This is a genomic window from Neobacillus niacini, assembly GCF_030817595.1.
In the GTDB taxonomy this organism is placed as follows: domain Bacteria; phylum Bacillota; class Bacilli; order Bacillales; family Cytobacillaceae; genus Neobacillus; species Neobacillus niacini_G.
This window is the reverse complement of sequence record NZ_JAUSZN010000001.1, coordinates 4046683-4063202: the sequence shown is the minus strand read 5'-3', so window position 1 is coordinate 4063202 and position 16520 is coordinate 4046683. Positions and strand designations below refer to the sequence as shown.

15 protein-coding genes are annotated in these 16520 nt (G+C 37.1%); 10 read left to right on the top strand and 5 right to left on the bottom strand.

Going from position 1 to position 16520, the window contains the following annotated elements; all coding sequences use genetic code 11:
* The first annotated feature begins 58 nt into the window (after positions 1-58).
* Both QFZ31_RS19230 and QFZ31_RS19225 read left to right on the top strand, forming a co-directional pair.
* On the top strand, positions 59-1024 hold the full coding sequence (locus QFZ31_RS19230; RefSeq protein WP_307305886.1) for a quinone oxidoreductase family protein: 966 nt from the start codon (positions 59-61) through the stop codon (positions 1022-1024).
* Between the two features lie 99 nt (positions 1025-1123).
* Complete coding sequence (locus QFZ31_RS19225) at positions 1124-2320, top strand: nucleoside transporter C-terminal domain-containing protein (RefSeq protein ID WP_307305883.1); 1197 nt, start codon at positions 1124-1126, stop codon at positions 2318-2320.
* 99 nt (positions 2321-2419) lie between these two features.
* Here QFZ31_RS19225 and QFZ31_RS19220 read toward each other — a convergent pair whose 3' ends face one another.
* Complete coding sequence (locus QFZ31_RS19220) at positions 2420-5503, bottom strand: efflux RND transporter permease subunit (RefSeq protein ID WP_307305881.1); 3084 nt, start codon at positions 5501-5503, stop codon at positions 2420-2422.
* A 100-nt stretch (positions 5504-5603) separates the two neighbouring features.
* Between QFZ31_RS19220 and QFZ31_RS19215 the strand changes: the two genes are divergently transcribed.
* The 7 genes from QFZ31_RS19215 (at position 5604) to QFZ31_RS19185 (ending at position 12477) form a co-directional block, all read left to right on the top strand.
* A complete protein-coding gene (locus QFZ31_RS19215) occupies positions 5604-6437 on the top strand; it encodes a TetR/AcrR family transcriptional regulator (RefSeq protein WP_307305878.1) in 834 nt (277 codons plus the stop codon).
* 203 nt (positions 6438-6640) lie between these two features.
* Complete coding sequence (locus QFZ31_RS19210) at positions 6641-7414, top strand: IclR family transcriptional regulator (protein ID WP_307305875.1); 774 nt, start codon at positions 6641-6643, stop codon at positions 7412-7414.
* Between the two features lie 55 nt (positions 7415-7469).
* Positions 7470-8357 carry an acetaldehyde dehydrogenase (acetylating) gene (locus tag QFZ31_RS19205; protein ID WP_307305874.1) on the top strand — a complete coding sequence of 296 codons (888 nt, stop codon included), beginning with the start codon at positions 7470-7472 and terminating at the stop codon, positions 8355-8357.
* A gap of 22 nt (positions 8358-8379) precedes the next feature.
* Entirely contained in the window at positions 8380-9402 is a 1023-nt protein-coding gene (gene dmpG / locus QFZ31_RS19200; protein ID WP_307305870.1) for a 4-hydroxy-2-oxovalerate aldolase, read from the top strand.
* Positions 9403-9674: 272 nt separating this feature from the next.
* Entirely contained in the window at positions 9675-10757 is a 1083-nt protein-coding gene (locus QFZ31_RS19195; RefSeq protein WP_307305867.1) for an ATP-binding protein, read from the top strand.
* 180 nt (positions 10758-10937) lie between these two features.
* The gene (locus tag QFZ31_RS19190) at positions 10938-11654 is read left to right on the top strand and encodes a Na-translocating system protein MpsC family protein (RefSeq protein ID WP_307311670.1); all 717 of its coding nucleotides are present in this window, start codon (positions 10938-10940) and stop codon (positions 11652-11654) included.
* A 142-nt stretch (positions 11655-11796) separates the two neighbouring features.
* Positions 11797-12477 carry a Na-translocating system protein MpsC family protein gene (locus tag QFZ31_RS19185; RefSeq protein ID WP_307305864.1) on the top strand — a complete coding sequence of 227 codons (681 nt, stop codon included), beginning with the start codon at positions 11797-11799 and terminating at the stop codon, positions 12475-12477.
* Between the two features lie 78 nt (positions 12478-12555).
* Here the strand turns inward: QFZ31_RS19185 and QFZ31_RS19180 are convergent, their stop codons facing one another.
* The 4 genes from QFZ31_RS19180 to QFZ31_RS19165 form a co-directional block, all read right to left on the bottom strand.
* A complete protein-coding gene (locus QFZ31_RS19180; protein WP_179603028.1) occupies positions 12556-12858 on the bottom strand; it encodes a hypothetical protein in 303 nt (100 codons plus the stop codon).
* Positions 12859-12974: 116 nt separating this feature from the next.
* Complete coding sequence (locus tag QFZ31_RS19175) at positions 12975-13412, bottom strand: MarR family winged helix-turn-helix transcriptional regulator (protein WP_307305858.1); 438 nt, start codon at positions 13410-13412, stop codon at positions 12975-12977.
* A 12-nt stretch (positions 13413-13424) separates the two neighbouring features.
* The gene (locus QFZ31_RS19170; RefSeq protein ID WP_307305854.1) at positions 13425-13904 is read right to left on the bottom strand and encodes a glutathione peroxidase; all 480 of its coding nucleotides are present in this window, start codon (positions 13902-13904) and stop codon (positions 13425-13427) included.
* A 132-nt stretch (positions 13905-14036) separates the two neighbouring features.
* Positions 14037-15527, bottom strand: coding sequence for a peptide MFS transporter (locus tag QFZ31_RS19165; RefSeq protein ID WP_307305852.1), 1491 nt, complete (start codon positions 15525-15527; stop codon positions 14037-14039).
* Positions 15528-15931: 404 nt separating this feature from the next.
* Between QFZ31_RS19165 and QFZ31_RS19160 the strand changes: the two genes are divergently transcribed.
* Positions 15932-16414 carry a PTS glucose transporter subunit IIA gene (locus tag QFZ31_RS19160; protein WP_307305850.1) on the top strand — a complete coding sequence of 161 codons (483 nt, stop codon included), beginning with the start codon at positions 15932-15934 and terminating at the stop codon, positions 16412-16414.
* The last annotated feature ends 106 nt before the right edge of the window (positions 16415-16520 follow it).

Below are 16520 nucleotides of genomic sequence, written 5' to 3'. Positions count from 1 at the left end.
TCTCTTCCTAAAAAACTATACAATGTGAAATATATTTTTGAATGCGAGGAGCAGAAGAATGAAAGCACTTATCTTTGAAAGTTTCGGTGGACCCGAGGTATTACAATATATAGATATCCCTGATCCAATCATTAGTAAAAATGAAATCTTGGTAAAAATGAAGGCTGTTGGATTAAATTTTGCAGATATATACCGTCGGAAAGGGAATTATCATCTAGCTGGTCAACCCCCTTATATATTGGGTTATGAGGGTTCAGGAATTGTGGAAGAAGTCGGTGTTGGTATTACGACTATAAAAGTTGGAGATCGAATTGCCTTTGCAGATGTGCCGTTTGCAAATGCTGAGTTAGTCTCAGTTCCTTTAGAAAAGGCCATTCCATTACCAGATGAGATATCCTTTGAAACTGCGTCGGCGGTTTTACTACAAGGTTTAACAGCCCACTACTTAACAAGGGACAGTTATGAAGTTACAGAAGGGAAATTGATCCTCATCCATGCTGCAGCAGGCGGAGTCGGCCAAATTCTTATTCAAATTGCAAAATTAATAGGCGGACAAGTAATTGGCCTAACCTCTTCAATAGCGAAGTCAAAAGCTGCATATTCAGCAGGAGCGGATCATGTGTTTTTATACAATGATAACTGGATTGAGGAAGTAAAGAAGGTAACAAATGGTTATGGTGTGGATGTTGTTTATGATTCTGTAGGTTCTACTCTTCTGGAAAGCTTTGAGGCTGCTAAAGTTGGAGGTACTGTTGTTTTTTATGGAATGGCTGGTGGTGACCCTGCTCCAGTCGATCCACGGATGCTTATGGATACTTCGAAAACATTAACTGGCGGGGATTTGTGGAATGTTCTTACTTCGTTAGAAGAAAGAAAGGCACGTTCAAATCAATTATTTGATTGGATCTTGGAAGGAAAAATTAACGTTCAAGAACCAACTATTTTTTCTTTAAAAGATGGCGCAAAAGCACATATATTACTAGAAAGTCGAAAAAGTACAGGGAAAATTTTATTAAAACCTTAAAATTTTGCCGAAGCTTTTCTTTTCATTCTTTACCCTTTTGTTGGGAATAATGAGAGGAAGGGCTTTTTGATATTGAATTAACATCTAGGAGTTGCTTTCATGTATTTTTTAATTAATCTTATTGGATTTTTTGTTGTGATGGGAGTCGTATTTTTATGTTCTCCACACAAGAAAGAAGTTAAATGGAAAGCGATTGTCTCGCTTGTTGTGGTTGAATTGCTTATAACCTGGTTTATGTTGGGGACAGATATTGGCAGCTGGCTGATTAATCAAATTGCTGCCTTCTTTACTTGGCTAATTGCTTGTGCAAGTGAAGGGATTGCGTTTGTGTTTCCAAGTGCCATGGCAAATGAGACAATAGACTTTTTCTTCAGTGCTCTATTGCCGATTATCTTTATCGTGACGTTTTTTGATATTTTATCTTATTTTGGTATTTTAACTTGGATTATTGATAAAGTGGGTTGGCTTATTTCTAAGGTTTCAAAGATGCCCAAGTTAGAAAGCTTTTTCTCCATTCAAATGATGTTCTTAGGAAACACAGAAGCATTAGCTGTCATTCGTAATCAACTGTCGGTTTTAAAGGATTATCGGTTACTTACCTTTGGAATTATGAGTATGAGCAGTATCAGTGGCTCGATTATCGGTGCGTATTTATCAATGGTTCCAGCTACATACGTTTTTAGTGCCATTCCATTGAACTGTTTAAATGCTCTCATCGTTGTCAGTATTTTAAATCCGATCACCGTGCCGAAAGAGGAAGATATCATTTATGAACCGCCAAAATCAGAGAAAAAGGACTTTTTCTCTACGATTTCAAACAGTATGTTAGTCGGTATGAATATGGTAATCGTGATTTTAGCTATGGTTATTGGATACGTAGCGTTAACAGCTGCACTTAATGGAATATTAGGTGTTATAATCGATGGACTAACGATCCAGAAGATCTTCTCGTATATCTTTAGTCCATTTGCTTTTTTACTTGGATTGCCAGTAAAGGATGCCCTTTATGTAGCTCAGTTAATGGGAATAAAATTAGCAACGAATGAATTTGTTGCCATGATGGACCTTAAAAATCAGTTGGATGCACTGGCGCCGCATACAGTAGCGGTTGCAACGGTATTTTTAACATCATTTGCGAATTTTAGTACGGTGGGAATGATTTATGGTACGTTTAATTCAGTTCTAGGAGAGGGGAAATCTGCAATTATTGGTAAGAACGTATGGAAGCTTCTTATCAGCGGGATTGCTGTTTCATTGTTAAGTGCGATGATTGTTGGATTGTTTGTCTGGAATTAATAAAAACGTTTGGGATTGCAATTGTTTATTTTGAGCCGGTGGACAACTTCACCAAAATAAAAAACCTGAAAGTGACTTGTCACTTTCAGGTTTTTTAGATTAGTCTTCAATCATATCTTTACGATTTTTCTTAAACATCTTAGATAATACTTCATAAACGATTGGAACAACAATGAGTGTTAATAATGTTGAACTTGTTAAACCACCGATTACGGTAATACCAAGACCTTTAGAAATTAAACCGCCGCCGCCTTGACCAATTGCTAATGGGATTAACGCACCGATCGTTGCAATAGCTGTCATTAGGATTGGACGTAAACGTGTTGCACCTGCTTCTAGTACTGCTTCACGCATTGTCATACCATCACGTTCCATATGGATAATCCGGTCAACTAATACAATTGCATTCGTAACAACGATACCAATTAACATCAATAGTCCCATCATAACAGATACAGAAATGGTTTCGCCTGCGATTAATAAACCAACAAATGAACCAATAACTGCAAATGGTAATGAGAATAGGATGGCAAACGGTGCGACACCTTCACGGAAGGTTACAACTAGGATAAAGTATACAATCGCAATGGCTGCAAGCATAGCCAAACCAAGCTGTGTGAATGTCTCAGTCATATCTGCCTGAACACCGGCAACACCGATAGTAACACCTTTCGGTAAATCTAATTTATCAATTTCTTTATCTACTGCAGCAGTTGCTTTTGAAATATCCTTATCAAGGATCGTACCTGAAACCGTTGCATAGTATTCACCTTTGCTACGTGCAAGTGTATTCAATGTTGTACCTTTTTCAACTGTCACAAGTTCAGACAGAGGCATTGTCGTACCAAGTGCTGTCGGTACTGGTGTTGCTAAAATATCGTCAATGGATTTTGGCTGTGCAGCTTGTTCCTGCTGAACGATTACCTCTAATTCGTTACCGTCTTTTTCAACCGTTGTTAATACATCTTGAGTTTTTGTTGGGTTTAACATCATGACGATTTGACCAGTGGTTAACCCATATTGCAGCAATTCATCTTGTTCTACGTTGAATGTATATTCAACGTATGCTTCCTCAGCGCTTGAAGAAACATCTTCCAAGCGGTCATTTTTACTCATAACGTCCTCTACCATTTTTACAGCTTCATTTAGTTTATCTAAATCTTCGCTGTAGAAGGTGTAGCTCACTTCATTTGAAGCCATGGATGTAGGTGCGAAGTTTTGAGACTTCCATTCGCCTGACTGTCCGATATTAAACACATAATCTTCAATTTCTTCACGGACTTCTGGGAAGTTTTCCATATCTGGGTCAAAAATCAGGTACATTAACGCACCATCTCCGCCGCCGCCCATCATCGCAGCCATCGGATCTCCAGTTTCTGTTACAGATATCTGAACGATGTCAATATCATCACGTTTAAGCATTTCTTCTTCTACAGCTTCAACGTTTGCTAATGTTTCATCCTTTAACTCGCCCGCTTTTGGAGTGTATGTTAGGTACATAACCTTTTCTTCTTCACTGCCCATAAAGCTGAATCCGATTAATGGAGTTAACGCCAAACTTCCTGCTAATAACACAACAGCGATAACGGAGGTAATCACTTTATGGTTAAGTGTCCATCCAAGGATTCCTTTGTACCAGTTCGCCAATTTACCAACTTCTTTATGGCTGCTCCCTGTTTTCTCACCATATAATTTTTTCTTAAATAAGAAGTGAGACAATGCAGGAACGATGGTAATCGCAACAACTAACGAAGCACCAAGGGCAAATGTCATAGTAAGTGCGAATGGCGTGAATAATTCGCCGACCATACCGCCAACAAAGATAAGAGGCGCAAATACTGCAACCGTTACTAATGTTGATGATAGGATAGGTTTGAACATTTCAATTGTCGCTTCGCGGACAAGCGCACGACCTGATAATTTTTCTTCCTTTAAATGAAGGCGTCGATAAATATTTTCCACAACGACGATCGAGTCATCGATGACACGACCGATGGCGACCGTAACGGCACCGAGCGTCATAATATTAAGGGTAATCTCCATCCAGTTGAGCAGCAGGAATGCCATGAAAATAGAAACTGGAATAGATACGATCGAAATAATGGTTGATTTAAAATCACGTAGGAATAAAAGGATAATTAATACGGCGATTAAACCACCGAATAATGCCTTTTCAACCATCGTTGAAACCGACTTTTCAATTGGTGCACCTTGGTCAAGTGATACATCAATGACTAGGCCCTCAATTTTTTCCTTTTGTTCCTTGACTAAATCCTTCACACTGTTTACTACATCTACAGTGTTTGCTTCTTGGCCTTTAACAATTTGAATGGCAATGGCATTTTCACCATTTGTACGTGAAATCGATTGAACTTTACCGACTACTTCAATATCAGCGATATCACTAAGTTTCACAAATGGTAAAGGTTGGTTTGCAGATGGTGTTACAGGTATAAGCATTTCCTTTAATTCATCCGCTGTCATAAACTTCCCATCGATTGCTACAGCTTGTTCGCCTTCTTCAAATTCGTAAAGGCCTAATGAAACCGCTAGGTCACTTGCTTGTATCATTTGTTTAACAGTATCTTCTTTTAAACCATATTCAGCCATTTTTGCATCATTATACGTAAGCTGAACTTCTTCTATATGTTGACCTGTAATGGTGGCAGAAGCAACACCATCGATTTTCTCAATTTTTGGAAGGATAATATCCTCAACGGTTGACGTTAATTCAACGATATCCTCTGTTGTACTACTTACACTAAGTGACATAACAGGCATCATGTTCATACTAATTGCTGTAATAATAGGCTCTTGTGCATTTTCTGGCAGCTTCACTGCCTCTAACGCCGATTTTAAGGCACGATTTGCCTCGTCCATATCTTCACCGTATTCATATTCCACTTGAAGACTTGCCATATTAGCATTTGAATTGGAATAAACGGATTTTACACCCTTGAGGTTTTCTATCGCTTTTTCTAATGGTTTGGATACGTCTTCCATCACTTGCTCTGGAGTTGCCCCAGGATATACATCCATTACCATTAAGTAAGGAATTGATATATCCGGAATTGTTTCCATATTCATTCTTGTACCTGAATATATACCAGAGACTGTTATAATAATTGTAAGTAACCATACTGCTAGTTTATTGCCTAGAACAAAGTTGACTAAACCTTTCACACTTACACCTACCCTTAATTGACTTATCTAACCCATTTACTTATAATACTGACTAACCGGTCATCTGTCAATGATTGAACCTAGGAGTGAAGAAGGAACGATGAAAAAACAATTAATTATGGAAAAAGCGATAGAACTCTTTGCTAAGCAGGGTTTTGAAGCAACATCCGTCCAGCAAATTACAGAACACTGCGGCATTTCCAAAGGTGCTTTTTATCTATCTTTTAAGTCAAAAGATGAATTAATTATCGAGATAATCGATCACTTTATGATTCAATTCACCTCTGAAATTGACTATCTAGTCAGAAATACAAAGGAGGAAGAAAATCTTCTTTATAAATTTTATTATGCAATATTCGACTCGTTTCGAAAGCATTCTGATTTTGGAAAAATACTAATCAAGGAACAGTCGGGTTCTTTTAATGAGGATTTCATCGTAAAAATGCGTTACTACGACCGTTTAATGGATAAAACGATTCTTTCGATGGTAGAGCGTTTGTATGGAGATGATAAAGTAAAAGACATAAAATATGATTTAGTCTTTTGTATCAAAGGCTTTATGAGTATGTATTCTCAGCTATTCTTGTTTTATAACATACCATTGGATTTGGATTTGTTATCAACGTCATTAGTTGAAAAAACAAATCTGCTTGCTAAAAACGCCACCATTCCTTTTATTTCAAAAGGGTTGATTGAAGTGTTTGAAGAGCCGGCATTAGAAGATTTATCAAAAGAACAGATTCTCTTAACGTTGGATCAAGAAATAGAAGAAATGGAAGAGTCAGTGGAAAAGGAATCTTTAGTACTGTTAAAACAGCAGCTGATTGAACCAACATTTGGCCGGGCTATTATTAAGGGGTTACTAGAAAATATTCGAAACCATCCCCGAACCAGATGGATATCATATTTACTGGGCAGTTTTTTTAATATATAGAATAAAGGTTTGAAATAATTTAATATTTTATAAATTTAAAGGGCTCATTCTAATATTGAAGAGCTCTTTTTATTTTGTATTAAAATATTCAGAATAATTTGTCTGATTTTATTGACATACAAGAAGTTGGCGAGGTAGTATAAATACATAGATTAAATATTCACGAACGCCGTTCGACAATGGCGAATGAGAGAAGGATGGTAATGTCTGAACGATTAATTCAATCGATTGAAAGGGCAGCTGATGTCCTTGAATTATTTTTGACCAATGGACCAGAACTAAGTGTTAAAGAGATTAGTGATAAGCTCCAATTATCGAAAAGCACCGTTCATGGAATGATTAAGACATTGGAACATAGAGGATATCTTGAACAGAATCCAGAGGATTTGAAGTATAAGCTCGGGATAAAACTTTTCACATTAGGTAACTTTGTTGGGAAACATCTTGATATTGGAAACATTGCCAGACCAATTATTAGAGACTTAGCCGACGAAGTAAATGAAACCGTTCACTTAGTTACCCTACAGCGAGATGAAGTCATTTACATTGAAAAAGTAGAAGGTCCAAGAGCTCTTACTATTTATTCGCATATTGGAAAAAGAGCACCGGTTCATTGTACAGGTGTGGGGAAGGCAATACTTGCTCATTTAAGTGAAAAAGAGGTTGATAGACTATTATCAGTAGCAAGTTTAGAAGCCTTTACCGAGTTCACGATGACTGACGTAAACCAAATTAAAAAACAGTTGGTTACTATTCGTGAGACTGGATATGCTGTCGATGATGAAGAAATTGAGTTGGGACTTAAATGTATAGCCGCTCCGATATTCAATCATAAGGGAAATGTAATCGCTTCAATTAGCTGTGCTGCACCTAAAATGAGACTTGATGAAGAGAAGCTTCCTAGAGTAATAGCGGGGATTAAGAGGGCTGCAGCTGAGATCTCAAAATCTTTAGGTTATAAAGGTAATGACTTTTAGAAGGTAGCTAGAGTAAAGAAAACATAAAAAGGTAAATTCAAGGAGGAGAATTATTTTGTCAAAAGTAAAAGTGGCGATTCTTGGCTCAGGGAACATTGGTACAGATTTAATGATTAAACTTAGTCGCTCGCAAATTTTAGAGTTAACTGCTGTGATTGGGATTGACCCGCAATCAGACGGTTTAAGACGAGCAAGAGAGTTAGGCTATGCAGGGGTAGATACTGGAATTGATGGCTTTTTAGCAGATCCTGAATTAGAAGCGGATATCGTTTTTGATGCCACTTCAGCAAAAGCTCATCTTTATAATTCAAAAGTGTTAAAAGAAGCAGGTATTAAAGTAATTGATATGACACCAGCAGCCGTTGGTCCATATGTATGTGCGGCTGTTAATATTGACGAGCATCTAGAAAAAGATAATATTAATTTGATTACTTGCGGCGGTCAGGCAACAATCCCAATGGTTCACGCTGTAAACCGTGTAAGTCCAGTAGAATATGCTGAGATTGTTGCCACCATTTCAAGTAAAAGTGCGGGTCTAGGAACTCGTGCTAATATCGATGAATTTACTGAAACAACTTCCCGTGCGATTGAAGTAGTCGGCGGGGCTAAAAAGGGGAAAGCGATTATTATTTTAAACCCAGCGGAACCTCCAATCATCATGCGTGATACTGTATATACGCTTGTAGAGGAAGGAACAATGGACGAAGAAGGTATTAGAAAATCAATTGCAGATATGACAGAAGTCGTTCAATCCTATGTTCCGGGTTATCAACTCCGCACTGAACCTATTTTCGATGGAAATAAAATCACCATCTTTATTCAGGTAGAAGGTGCCGGGGATTACCTGCCAAAATATTCAGGAAACCTTGATATTATGACTGCTACAGGTGTGAAAGTTGCCGAAGAGTTCGCTAAAAATCTATTAAAGACAGAAGCAGTTTAAGCTGTAGAAAGGGGTAAGTAAAATGACAAACGAAAGAGATATTCTAATCACTGAGGTTGCCTTACGAGATGGAAGTCATGCAGTCTCTCACCAATATACAGTGGATCAAGTCCTAAAAGTGACAAAAGCATTGAACGACGCAAATGTTCCATATATCGAAGTATCTCATGGTGACGGGTTAGCAGGATCATCATTGCAATATGGTCTTTCCCGTACAAATGAAATGGAATTAATCGAGGCCGCGGTATCTGTGGCCGATAAATCTAAAATTGCCGTCCTACTATTGCCAGGTATTGGTACGCTACATGAATTGAAAGAAGCGGCAAATTTAGGTGCAAAGATGGCTCGGATCGCAACACATGTAACGGAGGCGGACGTGGCTCCACAGCATATTGCTTATGCGAAAGAATTAGGTATGGAAACTGTGGGATTCTTAATGATGAATCATATGGCTCCTGTCGATAAGCTAGTAGAACAAGCCAAATTAATGGAAAGCTATGGAGCGGATACGGTATATGTAGTTGACTCGGCCGGTTACCTGCTGCCAGGACAAGTTCGCGAAAGAATTCGTGCACTTAAGCAGTCTGTCGGCGTCAACATTGGTTTCCATGGTCATAACAACTTATCTCTGGCGATGGCTAATACACTTGTAGCCATTGAAGAAGGAGCTACTCGAATTGATGGAAGTGTACGCTGCTTAGGAGCAGGTGCTGGTAATACCCAAACTGAAGTACTTATTGCCGTTTGTGAACGAATGGGGATTAAAACTGGGGTAGATTTATATAAGATGATGGATTTAGCTGAAGACATCATTGCCCCACTCTTACCAGTGCCGCAAGAAATTACAAAAGACAGTTTAACACTAGGTTATGCTGGTGTTTACTCAAGCTTTGCTCTTCATTCCAAGCGTGCAGCTGAGAAATTTGGTGTAGATTCTCGTGATATATTAATTGAGTTAGGAAAACGTAAGGTGGTAGGCGGTCAAGAGGATATGATCGTAGAAGTTGCTGCGGAAATCGCCAAATCCAAAATCGCTAATTTATAATGCTAGAATAGTAGATGGTTGCTGCAGAGAGTAAATCTCAATATATATTGTTTGAATATTCTTAAATAATAGTATAGTATTAAAGGTGGAAATAGGGATATATGCTCTGTTCTATTATGAATCACTCTTTTATGTTGAGTTTTCATGTTTAACTTACTCGGTAATGATTTTCTAGATATGTAGACGCTAGAATTTAAGCCAAAATAAGACGTAGGGATATCTACGCTTATTTTGGCTTTTTTTAATGCTAAAAACGGGAGGGATGGTATCTAATGGATAAAGATGAAATGAAGCGGTTAAACTTCTTACTCGAAATATACGTAGATGTTAATGTCGATAAAGATTTCTCTGTGCTTTCTAAAACCACTGATCCATTTTTTATATTGAGTATGTCAGGTCAATTGGTTTACGTAAATGAAGTCTGTGAGGAATTATTGCAGTGTTCTAGAAAAGATCTAGTAGGTATGAAGCTAAGTAATATTTTCATCTCATCTGTTTTAAGTGACTCTCAAACGTTTTTTAGTAAAAAGGAGCGTGAACAACTTACAAATTTTGATTCTAAGATTAGTATGAGACCTGGTAACGCTATGGACGTAAACGTAACTGCTTTTCCAATTCTTTTTAATGATGAAGTAGTTGGGAGTTATGTTGTGTTAAAAGATATCACAATGATTAAGAGGGAGAGACAATTGCTGTCGGAAAAACAAGCAGCGGCAGGGCAGCTTGCGGCAGGAATTGCGCATGAAATTCGCAATCCAATTACGGCAATAAAAGGCTTTATGCAATTAATGATGGGGGAGCATAAAGGGGATACGACGTACTATAATATTGTAGAATCAGAGATTAATCGTGTTGAAATGATTCTAAAGGAGTTAATGGTTCTGGCTAAACCAACAAAAATTAACTATCAAGAGTTGGACGTCCGCGGTCTTTTGGACAAAGTCCTGACATTGATGGAAGCGCAGACATTATTAAATAATATTGAAGTGATAAAAAATTTCCATGCACTAGAGGTAACGGTAGTTGGGGACGAAAATCAGTTGAAACAAGTGTTTATCAACTATATAAAGAATGCAATTGAAGCAATGCCAGATGGAGGGAAAATCATCGTTGAAGGCATACATCTTAATGATAGTGTTCATATTCGCATTATTGATGAAGGCAGTGGAATTCCAAATGAAATTTTAGAACGTATAAGTGAGCCGTTTTTTACAACCAAGGAACATGGCACTGGTCTAGGGATGCTTGTATGCAATGAGATTATTGAGGAGCATAAAGGGAAAAGTAATATTTTTAGTAGTGCTGAAGGCACTTGTATTGAGGTAATTTTACCTTCTGCATATCAATTGCAGTAAAATGAATTCAGTGTTAAAATATACAAGTCTAATGTCTTGCAGTCATTAGTTTTAGAAATCTATTATTTTTACATAAAAATTTATACTCGTATACTGTGTGGTAAATGGAAGAAACTAGTAATATAGTCGTCTGAACCGTGGCCTAACTTCTTTTTTGAAGTTAGGCCTTTTTTAATTTTGGTGAAAGGAGAGGTATATATTAAATCAAATCAGGAGAATTTGGTATATCTCAGCAGCAAATTTAGTAAATTGCTTAAACGCAGATTTGGAAAGGGGCCAGAAGCCTGTAATGTTTTCTTAAAAGGCAATAGATTTTACGTTTATATGAGACAGTTTATTACACCTGCAGAGGATGTATTGATGAACCAAGGCCAGTTAGAACTAGCACATAACTTCCGGTCAACTGTGATGAATTCAGTTACTCAAGAGTTTATTCCAGAGGTTTCAAAGATTTTAGGGATATCCTTTGACTATTTCTTTCATGATTGGAACTATGATAAAAACACAGGCATCCTCCTACTAGACCAAGCTCAATCTAATCATGAGGAGAACATTGATAACAGTTTTCAAACTAGCTTATTCCACTTAATAGAAAATGTAGGTTCAAAATACACTAAGAAGCCTGCCAGCTTCAAAATTGTAAAATTCACACAAAATATATGTGCAACCGAATCGAAAGATGTACTTCTGCCACTTGAAAAATTAGCCTATGAAAAAGGGAATGTAGATTTGCTGCTCCATCATGCCTGGAACATAAAAGATGGGTATTGGAAGAACAAGGAGCAATTCGAAAGTCTTTTCGGTCGTTTAATCGAGGATATGTTTATTATGTGGGACTATAAGAATAATAGAAATTATCTTGTTTTTATTTTTAACAAACTAGACACAATGAAATAACCTAAAGAAACATGTTGTAAAGCAGGGATACCTAAAATACAATATGTTTTTTTATTTGTGTTAAATAAATTTTTAATAAAGAGGGCTTTCGTACATACTAAAGGAATATAAAGGAAAATTTCCTAGTAAGGAGTAAAAAGTAATGACCGATCAAAAAAAGGAAGAGTATATCAGCAGTTATATTAGTAAATTGTTGCGAAAACAATTTGGCAGGGGTCCGCAAAGCTGTCAAACTACTGTTACTAAAAATCATCTTGTCACTTATATACGTGGATTTTTATCTCCGATGGAAGATATCTTGTTAGAATATGGACAGAACAAGTACGTGGATTATGCGAGAAACGTTATAATCACTCACCTGCTAGATGAAATTAAAGGGGTAGTACAAGTAACTCTTGGTGTTGAGGCAGTAGAATACTATCATGATTGGAATTTGCCAAATAACTCAGGTGTCCTTATTTTTGATTTAGATACAGAGTCGGGGCAGGAATATAATTCAGATGTCGATATCCAAAGGGTAGAATTGGAAGTGGGGCGAATCAGCTTCATGGTTGAAAAAGTTCCGGATCAAATCAAAACCTATCCTATTTCTCCTTCAATTTACTTAATCGAAAGAAGCGGAATCCTTATTCAAATAGAAAAGGCACTAATTGAAAAGGGATTCGAAAATGAACTAAAATTCACAAAGGATGAACTTGAAAAAAGATATTTCCATCGTGATGGTCGATTTGAGGATATCTTTAATAAGTCAGTAATGGATATCTTTATTGACTGGAATTTTAAGAAGGATAAATCCATAATGGCAATTATCTTACGTGCCTAATATAGCACTTTTAATCTGTAACCAAAGAGAGTCTTTCGATATGAAAGACTCTCTTTGACCAGATGTAGAATAGTTGAGTTACCGATTATTGAAATAAACAGATAGGGCATCTGAGAAGTTATCCTCTTGATTACTGACTTCAATCATATAGTGGTCACCATCCACAGAGGTGGTAAAGTCACTGAATCCTTGGTTACGTAAGAAGTCATCAATATCTGATAGATCTTCTCCTTGGTTTTTAAGCGTTTTACGTCCAACAAAACTTCCATTTACAAATACTTCATATGTATCCTCGTTTAACTTTACTCCAGCGCTTGCATCAAAATCTGTAACAACAAATGGATTCATATTATTACCGTTAGTACTGTTTCTATCAAGCATAGTGGTGCCTCCTTCTTTTAATATTGTTACTATTTCCTTGATAAGGGAAGGATATGATTAAAATTCTGAATAAAAAAAAGCCGTCCAGTTAGGACAGCTTATTTAATAAACATCAATTAAACTTTTCGTGCTTTCATTTTTTTCTGTAAGGAATTCAACTGTTGCATTAACTGCTCATATTCTTCCAGCTCTATTTGGCAGGATTGAATTACATCCGCGACCATAATGGTAATAGTATGTTTTTCTTCTAGAGCCTTCTCTTGTAAATAGATATAAACTTTTCTTTCGTCCTCTTTGGAGCGTTGTTTTTTCACCCAGTTATTTGCTTCCATTCGTGAAATCATTGGAGTCAATGTCCCAGTGCCTAAATTTAACTTTGCCCCTAGTTCCTTTAATGTCACCCCATCCTGTTCCCACAAAGCCAATAAGACTAAATATTGAGGATAGGTTAAACCAAATGGCTGAAGTACACTGGAATATAATTTGTTAAATTCACCGGCCGTCTCATATACGGCAAAGCAAAGTTGATTTTTTAGTGTCATGAAGTCTTTCAAGGTTATCACCTTTTAGGAATATAATTTTTCTACATCATGCTTCATTTTGTCTGGTTCTGTTGTTGGTGCATATCGTTCAATTACCTGGCCATTTTGGTCAACAAGAAATTTAGTGAAATTCCATTTAATGTTTTTAGAAAGTAAACCTTTCTTCTGTTCTTTCAGGTAAGTAAATAATGGGTCCGCCTTATCACCATTCACATCAATTTTCGCGAATATTGGAAAGGTTACCCCGTAGTTCAACTGGCAAAACTGAGTCGTTTCTTCAATATTATCGAATTCTTGGTTATTGAATTGATCACACGGGAATCCTAAAATTTCTAGACCACGATCCTTGTAGGTATCATATAATTCCTGTAAACCTTGGAATTGAGGGGTTAACCCGCACTTACTGGCAGTATTTACGATAATTAGAGGTTTACCTTCGTATTCTTTGAGAGATTTTACCTCACCGTTGGTCATTCTTACTGAAAAATCATGGACTGTTTTCATTTAACTTCCTCCCTGATGGATAGCGTGTAATTTTAATCGTGTACGATTTAATCATACGTGATTTAGTTAAGTTTGGCAATAGAACAAAAAAGCAGTATCCCAATTATACTGGGATACTGCTTTTAATAAAATTTAGCGAATACCTTTCATTAAGCCCTGAATTTTCGGAGCTAATGCAAATAGAATTATACTTAGTACGATAGCCGCACCGCCGATGCTGCCAAAGTAAGCCATTTCATTCTCTGGAGTATAAAATTTAACAACTTGTGCATTAAGTGCCTGCGCAGCCGCACTTGCTAGGAACCATAAACTCATTGTTTGTGCTGAAAATGCTGCAGGAGCCAATTTTGTAGTTGCCGATAAACCTACAGGTGACATACACAATTCACCAAATACAACAATTAAATAACTAAGGACAAGCCACATTGGGCTAACCAATGAATCTGTACCGCCAAGATATGCTGGGATAAGGATGACCAAGAAGGACAAACCAGCAAATAATAACGATAATGAGAACTTTTGCGGTACTGTTGGCTGACGTTTTCCTAATTTCATCCATAATCCTGCAAAAATAGGCGCAAAAACAATAATAAATAATGGGTTTAAAGATTGGAACCAAGCTGGTGATATATGAATACCCATCCAATCTAGTTGAGTACGCTTATCCGCATAACTTGCAAGAATGGTTGAACCTTGCTCCTGAATAGACCAGAACATAACCGCTGCAATAAATAGAGGGATATAAGCAATAATACGTGAACGTTCTACCGTTGTTGTTTTAGGGCTGCGGTACATAACTACAAAATAAATTGTAGGAATTAAGATACCAAGAAATGTAACGATGTTAATGAAGCTAGCGAATGTTAAAACGCCCATAGGGATTAAAACAGCGCATAAGACCGCTAAAACAACTACACCTAAGCCGATCAAAGTAAAAGTTTTTTTCTTTTCCGCTTTTGAAAGTGGGTTTGGAATAGTAGTACCTGCAAGACCAAGGTTTTTCTTTTTAGTTAATACAAACATAACAAGCCCAAGGAACATACCCACAGCAGCGATACCAAAACCTAAGTGGAAGCTATAATCCATCACACTACCAACAATAAGTGGTGATAAGAATGCCCCTGCATTTATACCCATATAGAAAATGGTAAACCCAGCATCACGACGCTCGTCTGTTTCGCTGTACATTTCACCAACTACAGTAGAAACATTTGGCTTCAGCATCCCTGTTCCGAGTACGATTAAAACCATAGATACAAAGAACATAGCAACACTGCCAGGTATCGCTAGGACAATATGACCGAGCATGATCAGTATTCCACCGTAGAATACCGCTTTAGATGTACCGAATATCCGGTCAGCTAACCAGCCTCCAATGATACCGGACATATAAACGAGTGATCCATAAATGGACATTATGGATAGAGCTAGGTTTTCGTCGAGCCCTAATCCGCCTTTTGAAACTTCATAGTACATATAGTAGACTAGGATGGCTCTCATTCCGTAATAAGAGAAACGTTCCCAGAATTCTGTAAAGAAAAGAGTGAATAAGCCCTTTGGATGTCCAAAGAAACCTTTCTGAGGGACACTATCCACAATTTTCTGCCTATTATAATTCGACATAATTCTACCTCCCTTTATATTATATTATAATACTTTCGATTGTTTTCAATTGTCAAAAACTATTTTTGGTAAATTGAATACTAATGTTTAGAAACATTGTTATAACAGGAATATTGAGATAATTTAGGTAAAAAGAAAGTTTTTTTAAAATAATGATTCTATTTAGATAAAATGAACTATTGCAAAAACTGTTCGGAGAGAATTGTGAATATTTTTTTAAAAAAGTGATACCGCTTTCACTTGTTTTTTTCGTAATTAATGGTATGATTGTATTAATAGTAAATAGTGATCACATGTTACTGATACGATCAGGCATGGTGGTAAAATAAAAGGCAATTTTCTGCCCTTTTATTGTGCCCCCATGCCTTTTTTATTTATTTTTTTTAAGTGAAGGGGTAATTGGCATGGTATTTAGTTTCTTTAAAAAGGAAAAGTTAAAAATAGTTGCACCAGTCAACGGAGCCATTATTCCGTTAGAGGAGGTTCCAGATCCGGTATTCAGTCAAAAGATGATGGGGGAAGGAATAGCGGTTATTCCCACAGCAGGAAATATTCATGCTCCTGTCAATGGAAGGGTAATCCTCATTGCTGCCACGAAGCACGCTATTGGCATTCGAGCGGATGATGGGACAGAGATCCTAATACATGTAGGGTTAGAAACTGTAGGTTTAAATGGAAACGGTTTTACGCTAGCTGTTCAGGAAGGCGATAAGATTTTAGTTGGTCAGTTACTAATGGAGGTTGATTGGAAATACATCCAATCACATGCAAAAAGCACGATAACACCTATCGTGATTACAAATAGCGAGGAAGGAAAAAGGCAATTTACTCTCACAAAGGGAGTGAGTGCAGTTCAAGGTGAAACAATAATGATCACATGTTCCTGAGGGAAACCTTCATTTGAAAGGGGGTGGGTGAATTCAAAGAGTAAATGATTATCGTATTATTATGTTGACCAGTCATGAGAAACTCAATTTGCTAAAAAAGAGTTGA

What these genes read in the sequence shown, in the direction of transcription:
- QFZ31_RS19165 (WP_307305852.1), bottom strand. Translation starts at nt 15,527, where the DNA reads ATGTCGAATTATAATAGGCAGAAAATTGTGGATAGTGTCCCTCAGAAA.
- QFZ31_RS19195 (WP_307305867.1), top strand. Translation starts at nt 9,675, where the DNA reads ATGGATAAAGATGAAATGAAGCGGTTAAACTTCTTACTCGAAATATAC.
- QFZ31_RS19225 (WP_307305883.1), top strand. Translation starts at nt 1,124, where the DNA reads ATGTATTTTTTAATTAATCTTATTGGATTTTTTGTTGTGATGGGAGTC.
- QFZ31_RS19180 (WP_179603028.1), bottom strand. Translation starts at nt 12,858, where the DNA reads ATGCTTGATAGAAACAGTACTAACGGTAATAATATGAATCCATTTGTT.
- QFZ31_RS19160 (WP_307305850.1), top strand. Translation starts at nt 15,932, where the DNA reads ATGGTATTTAGTTTCTTTAAAAAGGAAAAGTTAAAAATAGTTGCACCA.
- QFZ31_RS19210 (WP_307305875.1), top strand. Translation starts at nt 6,641, where the DNA reads ATGTCTGAACGATTAATTCAATCGATTGAAAGGGCAGCTGATGTCCTT.
- QFZ31_RS19230 (WP_307305886.1), top strand. Translation starts at nt 59, where the DNA reads ATGAAAGCACTTATCTTTGAAAGTTTCGGTGGACCCGAGGTATTACAA.
- QFZ31_RS19185 (WP_307305864.1), top strand. Translation starts at nt 11,797, where the DNA reads ATGACCGATCAAAAAAAGGAAGAGTATATCAGCAGTTATATTAGTAAA.
- QFZ31_RS19215 (WP_307305878.1), top strand. Translation starts at nt 5,604, where the DNA reads ATGAAAAAACAATTAATTATGGAAAAAGCGATAGAACTCTTTGCTAAG.
- QFZ31_RS19170 (WP_307305854.1), bottom strand. Translation starts at nt 13,904, where the DNA reads ATGAAAACAGTCCATGATTTTTCAGTAAGAATGACCAACGGTGAGGTA.
- dmpG (WP_307305870.1), top strand. Translation starts at nt 8,380, where the DNA reads ATGACAAACGAAAGAGATATTCTAATCACTGAGGTTGCCTTACGAGAT.